The following is an 18,254-nucleotide window of genomic DNA, read 5'->3' as shown; positions in this document are numbered from 1 at the left end:
GGGTGGAGAGGCCGATCGGATGACCCTGCGCCTCTGCACGGCTGAACACCCATTCGGCACGCTCAAGGCCTGGATGGGGCACACCCATTTCCTGACGCGGAGGCTGAAGAACGTCGGCACCGAAATGGCGCTGAATGTCCTTGCCTACAACATCAAGCGGGTGGTCGCGTTGATCGGCATTCGGGGCCTGATGCGGGCCATTGCCGCCTGATCGGGGGCTGTCGCACCTCAAGCGCCGCCGTAACGCATTGCTTGAAAGGGATCACCAAGCCGTAACGCGCGCAAAGGGCGTCGGAGGCGGCTGAAAGTGAGCAACCGGGCAAACCAGCAGCCGTGAGCCCCTGCCGGCCCGTTTTCACACAGCCTCGGCCGGCATCGAACCATCCGTGGGCAGCGTCGGTGACAGCTGCGATAACGCCTTGGCGGAGACGATCACCGGCCTCTTCAAGGCCGCGGCCATCCATCGGCGCGGACCCGTGGCGCAACTTCGAAGCCGTCGACCATGCCAGCCTCGAATGGGGCGACTGGTTCAACAACCACCGCTTGTCCGCGCCGATCCGGAACATCCCTCCGGCGGAAGCAGAGGCAAACTTCTACGCCGCTCTGGAAACAGAAGGCATGGCCGCGCAACCAACCGACATCAGCCTCCGGCAAATACGGTGCGGTTCAGTGCGGGAGTGCCCGTACTGCCCGGACGGAAGCCGGAAACTCCCTGCTTTCCGGGGCTTGCGGGGGCAGGGGGGAAGGGGCCGCGGCGGCCTGCAAAGCCGCAGCCTCGGGGTAAGCGCGGCGAGACCCGCTTCCGGGGTTGTATCTGCCGTCAGCTTCCGTTCTATGGACGACCTATCCGAATTCACAGGACAATCCGGACATTCAGATGCAACGCGAAACCTCGGCCGGCGCGGCCATCCTCTTTGACGATGTTGGCAAGACCTACCCCCAGAAGGGCGCGGGCAGCGTCATGGCGCTCGAGGGGATTTCCCTGGAGGTGCCGGCAGGTGCCATCACCGGGATCATCGGGCGTTCGGGCGCGGGGAAATCCACGCTGATGCGCATGGTCAACGGGCTGGAAAAGCCGACCTCGGGGCGCATCACCGTGGGTGGGCGCGATGTGGGCGCGGCCCATGGTGCCGCCCTGCGCGAGATCCGCCGCGAAGTCGGCATGATCTTCCAGCATTTCAACCTGCTTTCCTCGCGCACCGTGCTTGAGAACGTCGCCCTGCCGATGGAGATCGCCGGCGTGCCGCGCGGCCAGATCCGCACCCGTGCGAGCGACCTCGTCGCCCGCGTCGGTCTGGAAAAGCTGGCCAACCGCTACCCGGCCGAGCTTTCGGGCGGGCAGAAGCAGCGGGTCGGCATTGCGCGCGCGCTGGCGACCGAACCCAAGGTGCTGCTCTCGGACGAGGCGACCTCGGCGCTGGATCCCGAAACCACCCAGACGGTGCTGAAGCTGCTGGCCGACATCAACCGCGACCTCGGCCTGACGGTGCTGCTGATCACCCACGAGATGGCGGTGGTGCGCGACATCGCCAGCCACATGGCGGTGATCGACGGCGGCCGCATCGTCGAGGCGGGCGAGACCTACGACATCTTCACCACCCCGCAGCATCCCACCACGCGCTCCTTCCTGTCGGGGGTGACCGGCGTGACCCTGCCGCGCTTCATCGCCGAGCAGATGGTGACCGAGCGCCCCGAGGGACCCGCGCGCGAGGTGATCCGCATCACCTTCCTGGGGGACAAGGCCACCGATCCGCTGCTCGCGCAGATGAGCGCGGCGCTTGGCCTCGACGTGAACATCCTGGCCGGCGCCATCGAGGAGATCGGCCCGCGCCCCTTCGGCAATCTGCTGATCTCGGTCCCCGCCGATCGCGGCGCCGAGGCGCGCAGCTACCTGGAAACCCATCAGCAGCGCACGGAGGTGCTGGGCTATGTCCGCTAACCTGATCCACATGCTGATCGACGCCACCTGGCAGACCCTCTACATGGTCGCCGTGGCCGCCATCATCGGTGCCGTCATCGGCCTGCCCATCGGGGTCTTCCTGGCCTGCTCGCAACGCGGAGAGCTGCTCTCGGCGCCGCTGGTGAACCGGGTGCTGGGCATCGTGGTGAACGCCACGCGCTCGGTTCCCTTCATCATCCTGGTGGTGGCGATCATTCCCTTCACCCGGATGGTCGCGGGCACCTCCATCGGCACCACGGCGGCCATCGTGCCGCTGACCATCGCGGCCATCCCCTTCATCGCCCGCCTGATCGAGAACGCCATCCGCGAAGTCGATGCCGGCCTGATCGAGGCGGCCCGCGCCATGGGCGCCACCCCCCTGCAGATCATCCGCAAGGTCCTGATCCCCGAGGCGCTGCCCGGCATCACCCTGGGCATGACCCTCGCCGTGGTCAGCCTGATCGGCTATTCTGCCATGGTGGGTGCCGTCGGTGGCGAGGGGCTGGGCGATCTTGGCATCCGCTACGGCTACCAGCGTTTCATGCCCGACGTGATGGCCATGGTGGTGATCATCCTCATCGTGCTCGTGCAGCTGGTGCAGACCATCGGCGAATGGATCGCACGGCGCGTCGACAAACGGGCGCCCCGCAACCGCGGCGCCTGAAACCCCTCGTATTTATTCGAAGGACAAATGTTATGAAAAAGCTGATGACGCTGGTTTCCGTCCTCGCGCTGACCGCCGGTGCGGCGGCTGCCGAGGAAATCCGCGTGGGTGTGTCCCCGGGCGAACATGCCGAGATCATGGAAGAGGTGGCCAAGGTCGCCAAGCCCATGGGCCTGGACATCGACATCATCGAGTTCTCGGACTACGTGGTGCCGAACCAGGCGCTGGCCGATGGCGACATCCAGGCGAACTCGTTCCAGCACAAGCCCTACCTCGACAACCAGATCAAGGATCGCGGCTTTGACCTGGTGCCGGTGGCGACCACCATCACCACCCCGATGGGCCTCTATTCCGACAAGGTGAAGTCCCCCGACGAGCTGAAGAAGGGCGACAGCATCGGCATCCCGAACGATCCGACCAACGGTGGCCGTGCGCTGCTGGTGCTGCAGGATCTGGGGCTGATCAAGCTTGCCGATGGCACCGGCCTGGTGCCGACCGTCCTCGACATCACCGAGAACCCCAAGAAGCTGAAGTTCCAGGAACTGGACGCCGCGCAGCTGCCGCGTTCGCTGGCCGACCTCAGCGCCGCGATGATCAACACCAACTACGCGATCGCCGCCGGCATGAACCCGAAGACCGACTCCATAGCGATGGAAAAGCCGGATTCGCCCTACGTGAACATCATCGTGGTCCGCAAGGGCGACGAGAACGCCGATTGGGTGAAGCCGCTGATCGAGGCCTATCACTCTGACGACGTGAAGAAATTCATCGAAGAGAAGTACCACGGTACGGTGCTGACCTCCTGGTAAGCCCTGGCTTGCGATGCTTCTGAACGGGCGCCCTCGGGCGCCCGTTTGCATGTCCGGACCCCGGTGGCGCGGTGCAAATTTGGGCAGCCTGACGCCAAGGCAGAGAAAATCGCCTCCGCGACGCAGAAATTTCTTTATGGGAAAATTAGTTTCCTGATAAGTCGGATCCGAGGCGGCCTGGCCGCAGGTAATTCGGAGAAGACCATGTGTGGCATTGTGGGATTGTTCCTGAAGAATGACGCGCTTTCGCCCCGTCTGGGCGACATGCTGACCGACATGCTGATCACCATGACCGACCGGGGCCCGGATTCGGCGGGGATCGCGATCTACGGCGAGGGCGCCGAGGGCGTGAAGGTGACCGTGCAGTCCGAGGCTCCGGCCACGGATTTCCCCGGGCTCGACACCGCGCTGGCGGCCGAGCTGGGCGTGCCGGTGACCATGAAGGTGGTGGATACCCACGCCGTCCTGGTGGTGCCCGAAGCGCAGGAGGCGGCCGCCGTCGCCGCGCTTGAGGCCCGCGGCCTGCGCCTGATGGGCGTCGGTCAGCGGATGGAGATCTACAAGGAGACGGGCCTGCCCAAGGACGTGGCCGCCCGTTTCGGCATCCGCGCCATGGGCGGCACCCATGGCATCGGCCATACCCGCATGGCCACCGAAAGCGCCGTGACGACGCTGGGCGCGCACCCGTTCTCGACTGCCGAGGATCAGTGCCTGGTGCACAACGGGTCGCTGTCGAACCACAACCAGATGCGGCGCGTGCTGGCCAAGGAAGGCTTCCACACCCGCACCGAGAACGACACCGAGGTCGGCGCCACCTACATCTCCTACCGGATCGCCAAGGGCGCGTCGCTGGGCGAGGCGCTGGAAGGCTCGCTGAAGGATCTCGACGGGTTCTTCACCTTCGTCACAGGCACAAGGGACGGCTTTGGCGTGGTGCGTGATCCCATCGCCTGCAAGCCCGCCGTGCTGGCCGAGACCGAGGATTACGTGGCCTTCGCCAGCGAATACCGCGCCCTTGCCGACCTGCCCGGGATCGAGGCCGCCAAGGTCTGGGAACCCGAACCCGCCACCGTCTACTTCTGGGAGCGCTGAGCCATGCAGACCATCGACATGGGCACCACCGAACTGCGCGAGGTGAACTCTGCGCTTCAGGCCGCCGCCAAGGCGCAGGCCAACGAGGAATACGTGATCGAGAACCCGCGCGGCAGCCATGCGCTGGCCGTGGGTCTTGACGGCACGCTGAGCGTGCGGGTGAAGGGGCCGACCGGCTACTACACCGCCGGCATGAACAAGCTGGCCACCGTCACGGTCGAAGGCAGCGCCGGTCCCGGCGTCGCCGAGAACATGATGTCCGGCACCGTCGTCATCGAGGGCGACGCCAGCCAGTATGCCGGCGCCACCGGGCGCGGCGGGCTGCTGGTGATCAAGGGCAATGCCTCCTCGCGCTGCGGGATCTCGATGAAGGGGATCGACATTGTGGTGCATGGCAACATCGGCCACATGTCGGCCTTCATGGCGCAGCGCGGCACCCTCGTGGTGCTGGGCGACGCGGGCGATGCCCTTGGCGACAGCCTGTACGAAGCCAGACTGTTCGTGCGCGGCTCGGTCAAGTCCCTCGGCGCCGACTGCGTCGAGAAGGAGATGCGCCCCGAGCATATCGAACTGCTGAAGGACCTGCTGGCCAGGGCCGGTGCCGACGCCAAACCCGAAGAGTTCAAGCGCTACGGGTCGTCCCGCAAGCTCTACAATTTCAACATCGACCACGCAGACGAATACTGAGGGCAGGCAGATGGACAAGACACCCCGTACCGAACCGCGCCAGTCCTGGACCTTCTCGCGCGAGACCAACGCCGAGATCCGCCGCGCCGCCGAAACCGGCATCTACGATATCCGCGGCGGCGGCTCCAAGCGGCGTCTGCCGCATTTCGACGACCTGCTGTTCCTCGGCGCCTCGATGAGCCGCTACCCGCTGGAGGGTTATCGCGAGAAATGCGATACCTCGGTGGTTCTGGGCACCCGTTTCGCCAAGAAACCGATCGAGCTGAAGATCCCGATCACCATCGCGGGCATGTCCTTCGGCGCGCTGTCGGGCCCCGCGAAAGAGGCCCTTGGCCGGGGCGCCTCGCTTGCCGGCACCTCGACCACCACCGGCGACGGCGGCATGACCGAGGAAGAGCGCGGCCATTCCGAAAAGCTGGTCTACCAGTACCTGCCCTCGCGCTACGGCATGAACCCCGACGACCTGCGCCGCGCCGATGCCATCGAAGTGGTGGTGGGGCAGGGCGCCAAGCCCGGTGGCGGCGGTATGCTGCTGGGCCAGAAGATCACCGAACGCGTCGCCGGGATGCGCGACCTGCCGATCGGGATCGACCAGCGCTCGGCCTGCCGTCACCCGGACTGGACCGGCCCCGATGATCTGGAGATCAAGATCCTCGAACTGCGCGAGATCACCAACTGGGAAAAGCCGATCTACATCAAGGTCGGCGGCGCGCGCCCCTATTACGACACCGCGCTGGCGGTGAAGGCGGGCGCCGACGTGGTGGTGCTGGATGGGATGCAGGGCGGCACGGCGGCCACGCAGGATGTCTTCATCGAGAACGTCGGCCAGCCGACGCTGGCCTGCATCCGCCCCGCCGTTCAGGCGCTTCAGGATCTGGGGATGCACCGCAAGGTGCAGCTTGTCGTCTCGGGCGGGATCCGCAACGGCGCGGATGTGGCCAAGGCGCTTGCGCTTGGGGCCGATGCGGTTTCCATCGGGACGGCGGCCCTGATCGCGCTTGGCGACAATGATCCCAAGTGGGAAGGCGAATACCAGAAGCTTGGCACCACCACCGGCGCCTATGACGACTGGCACGAGGGGCGCGACCCGGCGGGCATCACCACCCAGGACCCCGAGCTGATGAAGCGCCTCGACCCGATCGAGGGCGGCCGCCGTCTGCGCAACTACCTGAACGTGATGACGCTGGAATGCCAGACCCTGGCCCGCGCCTGCGGGAAAAGCCACGTTCACAACCTGGAGCCCGAGGACCTTTGCGCGCTGACCATGGAGGCCGCCGCGATGACCCAGGTCCCGCTGGCAGGCACCAACTGGTGGCCGGGCAAGGGCGGCTTCTGACGATCTTCACGGCGCGCGAGAGGCCTTCGCGCGCCGTTCCTGTCTGGGGCAGGGCGCATACCCGGGCGGCAGCGACCGCCCGCAGGAACAGACCCCGGGGCCGCAAGGGACCACCGGGGCGCACAACAGGAAAGGTTCACGCATGACGGATCTCACCGCCTTCGCGAAGGAAAAGGGCGTCAAGTATTTCATGATCTCCTACACCGACCTGTTCGGTGGTCAGCGGGCCAAGCTGGTGCCCGCCCAGGCCATCGCGGGCATGGTGGAGGACGGCGCGGGCTTCGCGGGCTTCGCCACCCATCTCGACCTGACGCCGGCGCATCCGGACATGCTGGCGGTGCCGGATCCCTCGACGGTGATCCAGCTGCCCTGGAAGCCCGAGGTCGCCTGGGTCGCCGCCGATTGCATCATGGAGGGCAAGGAGGTCGGGCAGGCGCCGCGCAACGTGCTGCGCAAGCTGGTCGCCGAGGCCGCGACCGAGGGTCTGCGCGTCAAGACCGGCATCGAGGCCGAGTTCTTCCTGCTGACCCCGGAAGGCACGGAAATCTCGGATCCCGCCGACACCGCCGCCAAGCCCTGCTACGACCAGCAGGCGGTGATGCGCCGCTACGACGTGATCGCCGAGATCTGCGATTACATGCTGGATCTGGGCTGGGGCCCCTACCAGAACGACCACGAGGATGCGAATGGCCAGTTCGAGATGAACTGGGACTTCGACGATGCCCTGGTCACCGCCGACCGCCATTCCTTCTTCAAGTTCATGGTCAAGTCGGTGGCCGAAAAGCACGGGCTGCGCGCCACCTTCATGCCCAAGCCCATCGAAGGGCTGACGGGCAACGGCTGCCACGCCCATGTCTCGGTCTGGGATCTGGACGGCAAGACCAACGCCTTTGCCGGCAATGCCGGTGGCCAGATCGGCGAGGTGGGCCTTTCCGAAAAGGGCGGTCACTTCCTGGGCGGCATCATGAAGCACGCCAGCGCCCTGGCGGCGATCACCAACCCGACCGTCAACAGCTACAAGCGCATCAACGCGCCGCGCACCCTGTCGGGGGCGACCTGGGCACCCAACACCGTCACCTGGACCGGCAACAACCGCACCCACATGGTCCGCGTCCCGGGCCCCGGCCGGTTCGAGCTGCGTCTGCCCGACGGGGCGGCCAACCCCTACCTGCTGCAGGCGGTGATCATCGCCGCCGGCCTCTCGGGGATCCGCTCCAAGGCCGATCCCGGTCCGCGCCACGACATCGACATGTATGCCGAAGGCCACCTGGTGAAGGATGCGCCGAAGCTGCCGCTGAACATGCTGGATGCGATCCGTTTCTTCGACGAGGACGCGGGCCTGAAGGCGATGCTGGGCGAAGACTTCTCGGCGTCCTTCATCAAGATGAAGCACCAGGAATGGAACAGCTTCGTGTCGCATTTCTCCCACTGGGAACGCGAGAACACGCTCGACATCTGACGGGTGTTCCCGGTGCTGACTGCTTCCTGACGGCACCACCACCTCAGGGGGGCTTCGGCCCCCCTTTTTTCATGCGCCCGCCCGGTCGGAGCGGGGCGGGCTGCCGTGGCGCGCGCTGTAGGCGCCCGAGAAATGCGCCTGGGTGGCAAAGCCGGTCATCTGCGCCACCTCGGCCAGCGGCAGCCGGGTGCGGCGCACCAGATCGCGCGCCACGTCCAGCCGGATGCCGCGATAGACCTCGGCCACCGGGGCCTGCATCGCCTCGTGGAAAAGCCTTTGCAACTGGCGCGACGACAGCCCCGTCAGCGCCGCGATCTGGGCCACGGAAAGCGGGTCGGCGACATGGGTCTCCATCAGCTCCAGTGCGGCGGTGACCGGCGGGGGCAGGGCGCCGTAACGCGCCGCCGTGCTGCCCTGCTGGGGGGCATCGGCCAGCCGCACCTCGGTCTGGATGAACCAGTCGCTGATCGCGGCGGCAAAGCGGCTGCCGTGGTCGCGCGCGATGATCGCATGCATCATGTCGAGGGGCGCCGTGCCGCCGGCGCAGGTATAGCGATCCCGGTCGATGACGAAGAGGCGCTGTTCCATCAGGGCGCCGGGATTCTCGGTGCGCAGGGCCTCCATGTGGTGCCAGTGCAGGGTGAAGCGCCGTCCCTCCAGCAGGCCCGCGCGCCACAGCAGCGCCGCCCCGCCCGAGATCGCGCCAAGCGCCGTCCCCCGGTCCGCCTGCCGGCGCAGCCAGGCAAACAGCGCCCCGTCGCGCACCGCCAGCGGATCGCCCCCCGCCACGACGAAGATCAGGTCCAGATCCGCGGGCGCCTGCGCCAGCGGCAGGCTGTCGAAATGGCTGCCGACCGAGGCCGTGGCGGGCCCGCCGCCGCGCGTCAGGATCACCGGCTCGTACAGCATCTGTCCGGCAAAGAGGTTCGCGGCGCGCAGCGGTTCAAGCGCGGCGGCGGTGGACATCAGGGCATAGCCCTCCTGGAGGACGAAGGCGAAACGGCGGGGACGCATGTCTGTCTCAATACCGCAAGTAAATGTCCCTTGGAAGGAAGAAGGCCACAGCCCGGCGGCGTAGCCTGTGATCAAGGACAAGGGAGTCGCAGCATGAAATTCTCGGGGCTGAAGGTCTTTGCCGAGGCGCTGAAGGGCCATACCGGATGGAAGCCCCTGTGGCGCAACCCGGAGCCCAAGGCCGAATACGACATCGTCATCGTCGGCGGCGGCGGGCATGGCATGGCCACCGCCTATTTCCTGGCGGAAACCTTCAGGGAGGCCCGCGTCGCGGTGATCGAGAAGGGCTGGCTCGGCTCCGGCAACATCGGGCGCAACACCACCATCATCCGCTCCAACTACCTGCTGCCCGGCAACCAGCCCTTCTACGAGATGTCGATGAAGCTCTGGGAGAAGATGGAGCAGGACCTGAACTTCAACGCGATGGTGTCGCAGCGCGGGATCCTGAACCTGATCCATACGGATGCGCAGCGCGATGCGTACCGGCGGCGCGGCAATGCCATGCACCTGTCGGGCGCGGGGGCCGAGCTGCTGGACCGCGAGGGGGTGCGCGCGATGTATCCCTGGCTGAACTTCGACAATGCGCGCTTTCCGATCAAGGGCGGGCTGATGCAGCGCCGCGCCGGCACCGCGCGCCATGACGGGGTGATCTGGGGCTATGCCCGCGCCGCCGACCAGCGCGGCGTCGACATCCTCCAGAACTGCGAGGTGACGGGCTTCCGCATCGAGGGCGGGCGCGTGCTGGGGGTCGAGACCTCGAAGGGCTACATCGGCGCGAAAAAGGTGGGGGTTGCAGTGGCCGGGTCCACCAGCCGCGTGATGCAGATGGCGGGCCTTCGGATGCCGATCGAAAGCCATGTCCTTCAGGCCTTCGTGTCCGAGGGGCTGAAGCCGCTGGTTGACGGCGTGATCACCTTCGGCGCCGGGCATTTCTACATCAGCCAGTCCGACAAGGGCGGGCTGGTCTTCGGCGGCGATATCGACGGCTACAACTCCTATGCGCAGCGCGGCAACCTGCCGGTGGTCGAGGAAGTGCTGGAAAGCGGCATGGCCCTGATGCCCCGGATCGGGCGCACCCGTCTGCTGCGGATGTGGGGCGGCATCATGGACATGTCGATGGATGGCTCTCCGATCATCGACCATACGCCGGTGCAGGGTCTCTACCTGAACGCGGGCTGGTGCTACGGCGGCTTCAAGGCCACGCCGGCCTCGGGCTATGCCTTCGCGCATCTCCTCTCCACCGACCGGCCCGAAGCCACCGCCACCGCCTACCGGCTGGATCGCTTCGCGCGTGGCCACCTGATCGACGAACGCGGCGCCGGCGCGCAGCCCAACCTGCACTGAGGCCTTCCCATGCTGATCCCCCATCCTCTTCTGGGCCTGCGCGATGCGGCCGAATTCACCTATCTGGGCGATGCCGCGCTGCTGAACCGGCCCGACCCGGGCGCGGGCGAGGCCGCCTTCTGCGACTACGTCTACCTGCGCGACAACCCCGCCGGGGTGCATCGGGAGCTGTGGTATCACGAGCAGGGAGATCGCTCCTGGCTGGTGGTAACCCGCAACACGCTGACGCACGAGATCCTGGGCGCGGAACTGGCGCGCGACGTGAAAGGCGGTGCCGCATGACCCGGCTGTCCGGCGGTCTGATCGACCGCAGCAAGGTGCTGTCCTTCACCTTCGACGGGGTGCGCTACAGCGGGCATCCGGGCGACACGCTGGCCTCGGCGCTGCTGGCCAATGGCGTGCAACTGATGGGCCGCAGCTTCAAGTATCACCGCCCGCGCGGCGTCGTCTCCTCCGGTTCGGAAGAGCCCAATGCGCTGGTCGAGCTGCGTTCGGGCAACCGGCAAGAGCCCAACACCCGCGCCACCGTGGCCGAGCTGTTCGACGGGCTGGAGGCGCGCAGCCAGAACTACCTGGGACGGCTGGACCGGGACCTGCTGGCGGTGAACGACCTGCTCTCGCCCTTCTTTGCCGCCGGGTTCTACTACAAGACCTTCATGTGGCCGAAGGCGTTCTGGGAGAAGCTGTACGAACCCGCGATCCGGCGCGCGGCGGGGCTGGGCCGGGTGGCCGAAGGCGCCGATCCCGATGCCTATGACAAGGGCTTCCTGCATGCCGATCTGCTGGTGATCGGCGGCGGTGCGGCGGGTCTGGCGGCGGCGCTGACCGCCGGGCGGGCCGGGGCGAAGGTGATCCTGGCGGATGAGGACAGCCGCTTCGGCGGTCGCCTTCTGGCCGAGAGCCACCTGCTGGACGGGGCCCCCGCGACGCAGTGGATCGAGGGTGTTCTGGCCGAGCTTTGCACGATGCCGAACGTCCGCCTTCTGCCCCGGACCACCGTCTTCGGGGTCTACGATCACGGCATCTACGGCGCGGTGGAGCGGGTGGCCGACCACCTGCCGACCCCGGGCGCGGGGGTGCGCCAGACGCTCTGGCGGATCACCGCGAAACGCGCGGTCCTGGCCGCCGGCGCGACCGAGCGGCACATTCCCTTCGCCGACAACGACCGCCCCGGCATCCTGCTGGGCGGCGCGCTGCGCGCCTATGCGAACCGCTGGGCCACCGCGCCCGGCACCGACAGGCCGGTCGCGATCTTCACCTGCCATGACGAGGGGCACCGCACCGCGCTGGACCTTCAGGCCAGGGGCGTGCCGGTGGCCGCCGTCATCGACAGCCGCAACGATGCGGTGGCGCAGGGCGACTATCGCCTGATCGCCGGCGGGCAGGTCAGCGGATCGCAGGGGCGGCTGGGGCTGCGCGGGATCAGCGTCACCACCGCCTCGGGGACCGAGGCGATTGCCTGCGGGGCGCTTGGCGTCTCGGGCGGCTGGAACCCGAACGTGCACCTTTCCTCGCACCATCGCGGCAGGCCGGTCTGGGACGATACCCTTGGCGCCTTCGTGCCGGGTCCGGGCGGCCCCGGGGGGCTGCTGGTTGCGGGCGCCGCGCGCGGCAAGGGCAGCACGGCCCTGGCGCTGGCCGACGGGGCCGAGATCGCCCGTCAGGCGCTGGCGGAGCTTTCGATCACCGCCCCGGTGATCGCCCTGCCGCAGGCTGAGGATACGGCACCGAATGGAACGACTCTCTGGCATGTGCCGGGCAAGGGCCGCGCCTGGGTCGATTTCCAGAACGACGTGACGGTCAAGGACATCGCCCTAGCCCACAAGGAGAACATGCGCCCGGTCGAGCATCTGAAACGCTGGACCACGCTGGGCATGGCCACCGACCAGGGCAAGACCGCGAACGTCACCGCCCTTGCCGTCATGGCCGAGCTGACCGGCAAGACCATCGCCGAGACCGGCACGACGATCTTCCGCCCACCCTATACCGGCGTCTCGCTTGCGGTGCTGGGCGGGGGCGATACCGGGCCCGATTTCCGCCCCCGCCGCCTGACCCCGACCGATGTCTTCGCCAAATCGCAGGGCGCGGCCTTCGTCGAGGTCGGGCAATGGATGCGCGCGCAGTATTTTCCCAAACCCGGAGAGACCCACTGGCGCCAGTCGGTGGATCGCGAGGTGATCGCGGTGCGCCGCGACGTGGGCCTGTGCGACGTGACCACGCTGGGCAAGGTCGACGTGCAGGGTGCGGATGCGGGCGAATTCCTGAACCGGCTCTATTCCAACATGATGGGCACGCTGAAGGTCGGCATGGTCCGCTACGGGCTGATGCTGCGCGAGGACGGCTTTGCCTATGACGACGGCACCTGCGCCCGCCTGGCCGCGCATCATTACGTCGTGACCACCACCACCGCCAACGCGGGCCTCGTCTTCCGCAACATGGAATTCGCGCGCCAGTGCCTCTGGCCCGAACTTGACGTGCAGCTGATCTCGACCACCGATGCCTGGGCGCAGATCGCCGTCGCCGGGCCGAAATCCCGCGCCCTGCTGGAGCGGATCGTGGACGGGTTCGACCTGTCGAACGCGGCCTTCCCCTTCATGGCCTGCGCCGAGCTGACGATCTGCGGCGGGCTGCGCGCGCGGCTGTTCCGGATCTCCTTCTCGGGCGAGATGGCCTACGAGATCGCGGTGCCCGCCCGCTACGGCAATGCCCTGATGGAGCGGCTGATGCAGCAGGGGGCGGATCTGGGCGTCACCCCCTACGGCACCGAAGCGCTGGCCGTGCTGCGCATCGAAAAGGGCCATGCCGCCGGGGCGGAGCTGAACGGACAGGCCACCGCCGCGATGCTGGGGCTGGGCCGGATGGTATCGCAGAAGAAGGACAGCATCGGCGCGATCATGTCGCGCCGCGAGGGGCTGGCCGGCGAAACGCGCCGTCTTGTCGGGCTGATCCCCGAGGACGGGCAGGGCGCGATCCCCGGCGGCGCGCACCTGTTCACCGAAGGCGCGGCGCGCAACATGGAGACCGATCAAGGCTGGGTCACCTCGACCTGCCATTCGCCCCACCTCGGGCATCCGATTGCCCTTGGTTACCTGGAGGGCGGCGACACCCGGCTGGACGAGGTGGTGATCGCCGCCAACCCGCTGGAGGGCACCGAGACCCGCGTGCGTGTTGTCTCTCCTCATTTCATCGACCCGGAAGGAGAGCGTCTCCGTGGCTGAGCCCCTGATCCCCGTGACCGCCCTGGGCGGCACCGCCCCCAAGGTGCAGGGCTTCGGCCCGCTGACGCTGAGCGAACGTCCCGATGTGGCGCTGGCCTCTCTTGCGCCGCTGCGCGCGGGCCAGCTGCCGGATCTGCCGCTGCCCGGCCCGAAGGACCTGGCCGAAGCCGGGGGGCTGTGGTCCTTCCGCACCACCGCCGAGGCCTGGATGATCCTGGCCGAGGGCCGCGCGGAAGAGGACTTTGCCGCCCGGATCGCCGCCCTGGCGCCCGGTTGCGCCGTCACCGAACAAACCGACGGCTGGGCGATGATCGAGGTGACCGGCGAGGCCGCCGCGCTGGAGCGCCTGCTGGAAAAGCTGGTGAACCTTGATCCCGCGCTGCTGGCGCCGGGCCATGCGGCGCGCACCGCGCTGCACCACATGGGCTGCTTCGTGCTGCGGCCCGGGGCCGGGCAGCTCTGGCTGCTCGGGATGCGCTCATCCGCGGGCAGCCTTTGGCACGCGGTGGCGCAGGCCGTTCAATTTCAGGTGGTAACCCTTGCGGAGCGGGCGCAGGACTGATCAGGTGCGCCCGAAACCCATCCGGAGGACCGCACATGAGCTATCCTGACACGCAACTCTTCATCAACGGTATCTGGAAGCCCGCTGCCTCGGGCAAGACGATCCCGGTCATCGATCCGGCCACCGCCCAGCCCATCGGCACCGTCGCCCATGCCGAGATCCCCGATCTCGACGAAGCGCTGGCCGCCGCCAAGGCCGGTTTTGCCCGCTGGAAGACCAGCTCTCCGATGGAGCGCTTCCAGGTCATGAACAAGGCCGCCGCCCTGCTGCGCGAACGCGCGGAGGAAGTCGCCGTCTGGATGACCGCCGAACAGGGCAAGCCCGTCGCGCAGTCGAAGATGGAGCTGCTGGGCGCCGCCGACACGATCGAATGGTTCGCCGGCGAGGCGCGCCGCACCTATGGTCAGGTGATCCCGGCCCGCAACCCCTCGGTGACCCAGATCACCATCAAGGAAGCCGTCGGCCCCGTCGCCGCCTTCACGCCGTGGAACTTCCCGGTGAACCAGGTGGTGCGCAAGGTCTCGGCGGCACTGGCTGCCGGCTGCTCGATCATCGTCAAGGCGCCCGAGGAAACCCCGGCCTCGCCCGCCGCCCTGATCAAGTGCTTCGCCGATGCGGGCCTGCCCGATGGCGTGCTGAACCTAGTCTATGGCGTTCCGGCGGAAATCTCGGGCTACCTGATCCCGCATCCGCTGATCAAGAAGATCTCCTTCACCGGCTCCACGCCCGTGGGCAAGATGCTGGCGGGTCTGGCCGGTCAGCACATGAAGAAGTCCACCATGGAGCTGGGCGGCCACGCGCCGGTGCTGGTCTTCGACGATGCCGATGTCGATGCCGCCGTCTCGGTCATGGCGACCTCGAAGTTCCGCAACGCCGGTCAGGTCTGCGTCTCTCCGACCCGCTTCCTGCTGCAGGACGGCATCGCCGAGCAGTTCACCGATGGCTTCGTTGCCGCTGCCAAGGCGCTGAAGGTTGGTCCGGGCTCCGAAGCGGGCGTGGACATGGGCCCGCTCGCCAATGACCGCCGCATCCCGGCCATGGAAGAGCTGATCGGCGACGCCGTGGCGCGCGGGGCGACGCTGGCCACCGGCGGCAAGCGCATCGGCAACGAGGGCTGGTTCTTCGAGCCCACCGTTCTGACCGACGTGCCCACCGATGCCCGCATCATGAACGAGGAACCCTTCGGTCCGGTCGCGATCCTGAACAAGTTCAGCCAGGACGACGAGGCCTTCGAAGAGGCGAACCGTCTGCCCTTCGGTCTGGCCGCCTATGCCTGGACCACCTCCTCGGAGCGCAGCCAGCGTATCCGTGCCGAGGTGCAGGCCGGCATGGTCACCGTGAACCACAACGGGCTGGCGCTGCCCGAAGTGCCCTTCGGCGGCATCCTCGACAGCGGTATGGGCACCGAAGGCGGTTCCGAGGCGATCGAGGCCTACCTGCAAACCCGCTTCGTCACCCAGCTGGGCTGACCTTCCGGGTTCGGGAAAGAATAAAGGGCGGGGCAGCCGGTGCTGTCCCGCCCTTTTCATGTGCTTTGGCGCGTCTCAGGCCAGATCGTTCCGGGCCAGCCAGTCGCGGGTGGTGCGCCCGACATGGTGCAGGACGGCCTCGCTGCCCTCGGCCTGCTGAAGCTTCAGCATCGGAACTTCCAGCGCCAGCGGCAGCCCCTCGGGCAGGGCGCGGACAAAGGCGGCCAGGTCGATCTGCCCCTCGCCGGGTGGGAAGCGGGCCTCGCGCGCGTTGTAAAGCAGATCCTCGGTCGAGTAGGGCGGATGCACCGGCGCGTCGCACAGATGCGCGAAGGGCAGGCAGGCCGGGTCGATGGCCTTCAGCATCTCCAGCGAGGATCCGGAGCGGTCGAAATGCAGGCTGTCCACCAGCACGGCCACGCCCGCATCGCCCGTCACCTTCAGCGCGGTTGCAAGATCGGGGACCGAGGTCCAGGGGAAGAACTCGTGGATCACCTTCAGGCCGCGCTTTGCCCCGGCCTCGGCCAGCGCCGCAAGGCTGTCGGAGAGCCGCGAAAGGTCGTCGTCATAGGGCGCGGTGATCAGGTGGGCGGCGCCCAGCTCTGCGCCGATGTCGAACATCCATTCGACGTCGGCGACGCGGGTCTCGGGCGTCACCTTCAGGAATTCCACGTCCCCCACGCTGAGGCCGGTCGCCTGCATCGCGGCCTTGGTGGCGCGCAGCATCGCCGGGTCATCCGTCATCGGATAGCCCGGGGTGGTGTCGGTGACGCGCAGCAGCCGCAGGCCGACGCCGTCGAAACCGGCGCGGGCGGCGGCCTCGATGAATTGCGGCGGGGCCAGATCGACGGCGGTCAGATGCGCAACGGAAAGGGGGCGGGTCATGCGGCGGCGGCCTCCGATGCGGCGTGGCGACCGGCGATGAAGCCGAAGGTCAGCGCCGGGCCAAGGTTGATGCCGCCCGCCGGGTAGAAGCCCCCGAAGACCGAGGCCGCATCCGTTCCGGCGGCATAGAGGCCGGGGATCACGTGACCTTCCGCGTCCAGCACCCGGGCATGGACGTCGGTCGAAAGGCCCGCGAAGGTGCCGAAGCTGCCCGGCACGACCTCGACCGCGTAATAGGGCGCGGCCTCGATCGGGGCGACGTTGGGGTTGGGCTTCTGCTCCGGGTCGCCCTGAAGGCGCATGTAGGCGGTGGTGCCCCGGTGGAATTCCGGATCCTCGCCCTGCCGGGCATGTTCGTTCCAGTGGGCAAGCGTCTGTTCCAGCCCGGCCGGGTCGATGCCGCAGGCGCGCGCCAGTTCCGCCGGGGTGGCGCCGGTCTTCAGGTAGCCGCGCTTGATCCAGCCGTGGTAGGGCACCGGCGCCGGGCGCACGATGCCCAGGCCGAAGCGGCGCAGGAAGCGGTGGTCGCAGATCATCCAGGACTTCGCCGGCTGGCCCTCGGGCAGGGCCTCCAGCAGCGCATCGACATAATCGTGATAGCCCAGCCCCTCGTTGCAGAAGCGCTTGCCGTTCGCCATCACGCCGATCAGCCCGGGTTTGCCCCGGTCGATGATATGCGGGAAGACCCCGGTGCTGCCATCTGCCCAGGTCACATGGGAGACCGGGCATTGCGCGGCGGCACTTTTCACCGAGAGGTCGACCAGCCCGCCCACGGCCTCGCCCAGGCGCAGCCCGTCGCCGGTGGCCGAGGGCACGGCAAGGCTGAGGTGTTCGTCATCGCGGCGGAAGCTGTCGTGGCGGCGCTGGCTGTCATGGCCATAGCCCCCCGTCGCCAGCACGACGCCATGGGTGCCAAGGATCACGGATCCGTCCGCAAGGCGCACGCCGGTCACGCGATCCCCCTCGCGTTCCAGCCCGGTGATCTGTTGGCGGACCCGCAGATCGACCCCCTTGTCGAGCGCGGAGCGCATCAGCCGCCCCACCAGCGCCGCGCCGTTGCGCAGCTCCATTCCCCGGCCATGCAGGGCGAGGTCGCGGAAATGCTTCGTCACGCGCTTCGTCACATGGGCAAAGCTTTTCACGTCGCGGGTCATGGTCATGAAGGCCTTGAGGTCCGCACCCGACTGGATCGTCATGCCCTTGAAGGTGGTTTCGGGCAGCGGCAGGCGCAGCAGCTTCACCGCCTCGCCCAGGCCGCGCGCGTCATAGGGCTGCGCGATGACCGAACGCCCGCCGGTGCCGGCGCCCGGCTGGTGGCCGTAGGTGTCGGGGATCACCAGACCGCCGTCGAAGGTCAGCGCGGTGTTCTCCTCGAAGAAGGAGACCATCTCGGGGGCGGCCTCCAGGAAGGCCTCGATCTTTTCGGGGCGGGCGTAGTTCCCGGTCACAGCCGTCAGGTAGCGGCGGGGGGCGTCGATCTCCTCGTTGATCCCGGCGCGGCGGGCCACGGCGTTGCGCGGCGCGAAGATCCAGCCGCCCGACCAGGCGGTCGTGCCGCCCAGGACCTCGGTCTTTTCCAGCACGACCACCCGCAGCCCGCGATGGGCGGCGGTGACGGCAGCGCTCAGCCCGCCCGCGCCCGATCCGATGACGACCAGGTCGAACGTTTCCATTGATTCCGGCATTCGGTTTCCTCCTGCCTGTCGAAATTCATTGCCGGACGGATTAACGTCAAGTATCAAGTTTAGGCTGTCGATAACCTGATGTTACGGAGGA

Annotated in this window: 15 protein-coding genes and 2 pseudogenes; 14 read left to right on the top strand and 3 right to left on the bottom strand. The window is 67.8% G+C overall.

The window, feature by feature from the left end; translation table 11 throughout:
* The 9 genes and pseudogenes from KM176_RS17610 to glnT form a co-directional block, all read left to right on the top strand.
* A pseudogene (locus tag KM176_RS17610) lies at positions 1 to 211 on the top strand (IS5/IS1182 family transposase); the annotation flags it as partial.
* 151 nt (positions 212 to 362) lie between these two features.
* A pseudogene (locus KM176_RS17605) lies at positions 363 to 627 on the top strand (IS3 family transposase); the annotation flags it as partial.
* Between the two features lie 250 nt (positions 628 to 877).
* Positions 878 to 1,939 carry a methionine ABC transporter ATP-binding protein gene (locus KM176_RS17600; RefSeq protein WP_160895033.1) on the top strand — a complete coding sequence of 354 codons (1,062 nt, stop codon included), beginning with the start codon at positions 878 to 880 and terminating at the stop codon, positions 1,937 to 1,939.
* Complete coding sequence (locus KM176_RS17595) at positions 1,929 to 2,603, top strand: methionine ABC transporter permease (protein WP_160895034.1); 675 nt, start codon at positions 1,929 to 1,931, stop codon at positions 2,601 to 2,603. The genes KM176_RS17600 and KM176_RS17595 overlap by 11 nt, the downstream gene beginning before the upstream one ends.
* A gap of 32 nt (positions 2,604 to 2,635) precedes the next feature.
* A complete protein-coding gene (locus KM176_RS17590; protein ID WP_160895035.1) occupies positions 2,636 to 3,412 on the top strand; it encodes a MetQ/NlpA family ABC transporter substrate-binding protein in 777 nt (258 codons plus the stop codon).
* 204 nt (positions 3,413 to 3,616) lie between these two features.
* Positions 3,617 to 4,504 (top strand): class II glutamine amidotransferase, encoded by an 888-nt coding sequence (locus KM176_RS17585; RefSeq protein ID WP_160895036.1) that lies wholly within the window; start codon positions 3,617 to 3,619, stop codon positions 4,502 to 4,504.
* A gap of 3 nt (positions 4,505 to 4,507) precedes the next feature.
* Complete coding sequence (locus KM176_RS17580; RefSeq protein WP_160895037.1) at positions 4,508 to 5,191, top strand: GltB/FmdC/FwdC-like GXGXG domain-containing protein; 684 nt, start codon at positions 4,508 to 4,510, stop codon at positions 5,189 to 5,191.
* Positions 5,192 to 5,201: 10 nt separating this feature from the next.
* Positions 5,202 to 6,527, top strand: coding sequence for an FMN-binding glutamate synthase family protein (locus tag KM176_RS17575; protein ID WP_160895038.1), 1,326 nt, complete (start codon positions 5,202 to 5,204; stop codon positions 6,525 to 6,527).
* A 142-nt stretch (positions 6,528 to 6,669) separates the two neighbouring features.
* Positions 6,670 to 7,986, top strand: coding sequence for a type III glutamate--ammonia ligase (glnT, locus tag KM176_RS17570; RefSeq protein WP_160895039.1), 1,317 nt, complete (start codon positions 6,670 to 6,672; stop codon positions 7,984 to 7,986).
* A 69-nt stretch (positions 7,987 to 8,055) separates the two neighbouring features.
* Here the strand turns inward: glnT and KM176_RS17565 are convergent, their stop codons facing one another.
* The gene (locus KM176_RS17565; protein WP_236045355.1) at positions 8,056 to 9,000 is read right to left on the bottom strand and encodes a GlxA family transcriptional regulator; all 945 of its coding nucleotides are present in this window, start codon (positions 8,998 to 9,000) and stop codon (positions 8,056 to 8,058) included.
* 93 nt (positions 9,001 to 9,093) lie between these two features.
* Here KM176_RS17565 and KM176_RS17560 point away from each other — a divergent pair, with 93 nt between their 5' ends.
* From KM176_RS17560 to KM176_RS17540, 5 genes are read left to right on the top strand one after another with little or no spacing between them, the layout of a single operon-like run.
* Positions 9,094 to 10,344, top strand: coding sequence for a sarcosine oxidase subunit beta family protein (locus tag KM176_RS17560; RefSeq protein ID WP_160895040.1), 1,251 nt, complete (start codon positions 9,094 to 9,096; stop codon positions 10,342 to 10,344).
* A 9-nt stretch (positions 10,345 to 10,353) separates the two neighbouring features.
* Positions 10,354 to 10,626, top strand: a complete 273-nt coding sequence (locus KM176_RS17555) for a sarcosine oxidase subunit delta (protein WP_160895041.1) — start codon at positions 10,354 to 10,356, stop codon at positions 10,624 to 10,626.
* Positions 10,623 to 13,562, top strand: a complete 2,940-nt coding sequence (locus tag KM176_RS17550; protein ID WP_160895042.1) for a sarcosine oxidase subunit alpha family protein — start codon at positions 10,623 to 10,625, stop codon at positions 13,560 to 13,562. Before KM176_RS17555 ends, KM176_RS17550 begins: the two co-directional genes overlap by 4 nt.
* Positions 13,555 to 14,124, top strand: coding sequence for a sarcosine oxidase subunit gamma (locus KM176_RS17545; protein WP_160895043.1), 570 nt, complete (start codon positions 13,555 to 13,557; stop codon positions 14,122 to 14,124). Before KM176_RS17550 ends, KM176_RS17545 begins: the two co-directional genes overlap by 8 nt.
* 35 nt (positions 14,125 to 14,159) lie before the next feature.
* The gene (locus tag KM176_RS17540) at positions 14,160 to 15,593 is read left to right on the top strand and encodes an NAD-dependent succinate-semialdehyde dehydrogenase (protein WP_160895044.1); all 1,434 of its coding nucleotides are present in this window, start codon (positions 14,160 to 14,162) and stop codon (positions 15,591 to 15,593) included.
* Positions 15,594 to 15,668: 75 nt separating this feature from the next.
* Here KM176_RS17540 and KM176_RS17535 read toward each other — a convergent pair whose 3' ends face one another.
* Positions 15,669 to 16,478, bottom strand: coding sequence for a sugar phosphate isomerase/epimerase family protein (locus tag KM176_RS17535; protein WP_160895045.1), 810 nt, complete (start codon positions 16,476 to 16,478; stop codon positions 15,669 to 15,671).
* Positions 16,475 to 18,163 carry an FAD-dependent oxidoreductase gene (locus KM176_RS17530; protein WP_160895046.1) on the bottom strand — a complete coding sequence of 563 codons (1,689 nt, stop codon included), beginning with the start codon at positions 18,161 to 18,163 and terminating at the stop codon, positions 16,475 to 16,477. Before KM176_RS17530 ends, KM176_RS17535 begins: the two co-directional genes overlap by 4 nt.
* Positions 18,164 to 18,254: the final 91 nt, after the last annotated feature.

This window comes from Pseudooceanicola endophyticus (genome assembly GCF_018760365.1).
Classification (GTDB): Bacteria; Pseudomonadota; Alphaproteobacteria; order Rhodobacterales; family Rhodobacteraceae; genus Pseudooceanicola; species Pseudooceanicola endophyticus.
This window is presented reverse-complemented; position numbering and strand designations above follow the sequence as displayed.

What these genes read in the sequence shown, in the direction of transcription:
- KM176_RS17585 (WP_160895036.1), top strand. Translation starts at nt 3,617, where the DNA reads ATGTGTGGCATTGTGGGATTGTTCCTGAAGAATGACGCGCTTTCGCCC.
- KM176_RS17535 (WP_160895045.1), bottom strand. Translation starts at nt 16,478, where the DNA reads ATGACCCGCCCCCTTTCCGTTGCGCATCTGACCGCCGTCGATCTGGCC.
- KM176_RS17555 (WP_160895041.1), top strand. Translation starts at nt 10,354, where the DNA reads ATGCTGATCCCCCATCCTCTTCTGGGCCTGCGCGATGCGGCCGAATTC.
- KM176_RS17595 (WP_160895034.1), top strand. Translation starts at nt 1,929, where the DNA reads ATGTCCGCTAACCTGATCCACATGCTGATCGACGCCACCTGGCAGACC.
- KM176_RS17580 (WP_160895037.1), top strand. Translation starts at nt 4,508, where the DNA reads ATGCAGACCATCGACATGGGCACCACCGAACTGCGCGAGGTGAACTCT.
- KM176_RS17565 (WP_236045355.1), bottom strand. Translation starts at nt 9,000, where the DNA reads ATGCGTCCCCGCCGTTTCGCCTTCGTCCTCCAGGAGGGCTATGCCCTG.
- KM176_RS17600 (WP_160895033.1), top strand. Translation starts at nt 878, where the DNA reads ATGCAACGCGAAACCTCGGCCGGCGCGGCCATCCTCTTTGACGATGTT.
- KM176_RS17540 (WP_160895044.1), top strand. Translation starts at nt 14,160, where the DNA reads ATGAGCTATCCTGACACGCAACTCTTCATCAACGGTATCTGGAAGCCC.
- KM176_RS17560 (WP_160895040.1), top strand. Translation starts at nt 9,094, where the DNA reads ATGAAATTCTCGGGGCTGAAGGTCTTTGCCGAGGCGCTGAAGGGCCAT.
- KM176_RS17575 (WP_160895038.1), top strand. Translation starts at nt 5,202, where the DNA reads ATGGACAAGACACCCCGTACCGAACCGCGCCAGTCCTGGACCTTCTCG.
- KM176_RS17590 (WP_160895035.1), top strand. Translation starts at nt 2,636, where the DNA reads ATGAAAAAGCTGATGACGCTGGTTTCCGTCCTCGCGCTGACCGCCGGT.
- KM176_RS17550 (WP_160895042.1), top strand. Translation starts at nt 10,623, where the DNA reads ATGACCCGGCTGTCCGGCGGTCTGATCGACCGCAGCAAGGTGCTGTCC.
- KM176_RS17530 (WP_160895046.1), bottom strand. Translation starts at nt 18,163, where the DNA reads ATGCCGGAATCAATGGAAACGTTCGACCTGGTCGTCATCGGATCGGGC.
- glnT (WP_160895039.1), top strand. Translation starts at nt 6,670, where the DNA reads ATGACGGATCTCACCGCCTTCGCGAAGGAAAAGGGCGTCAAGTATTTC.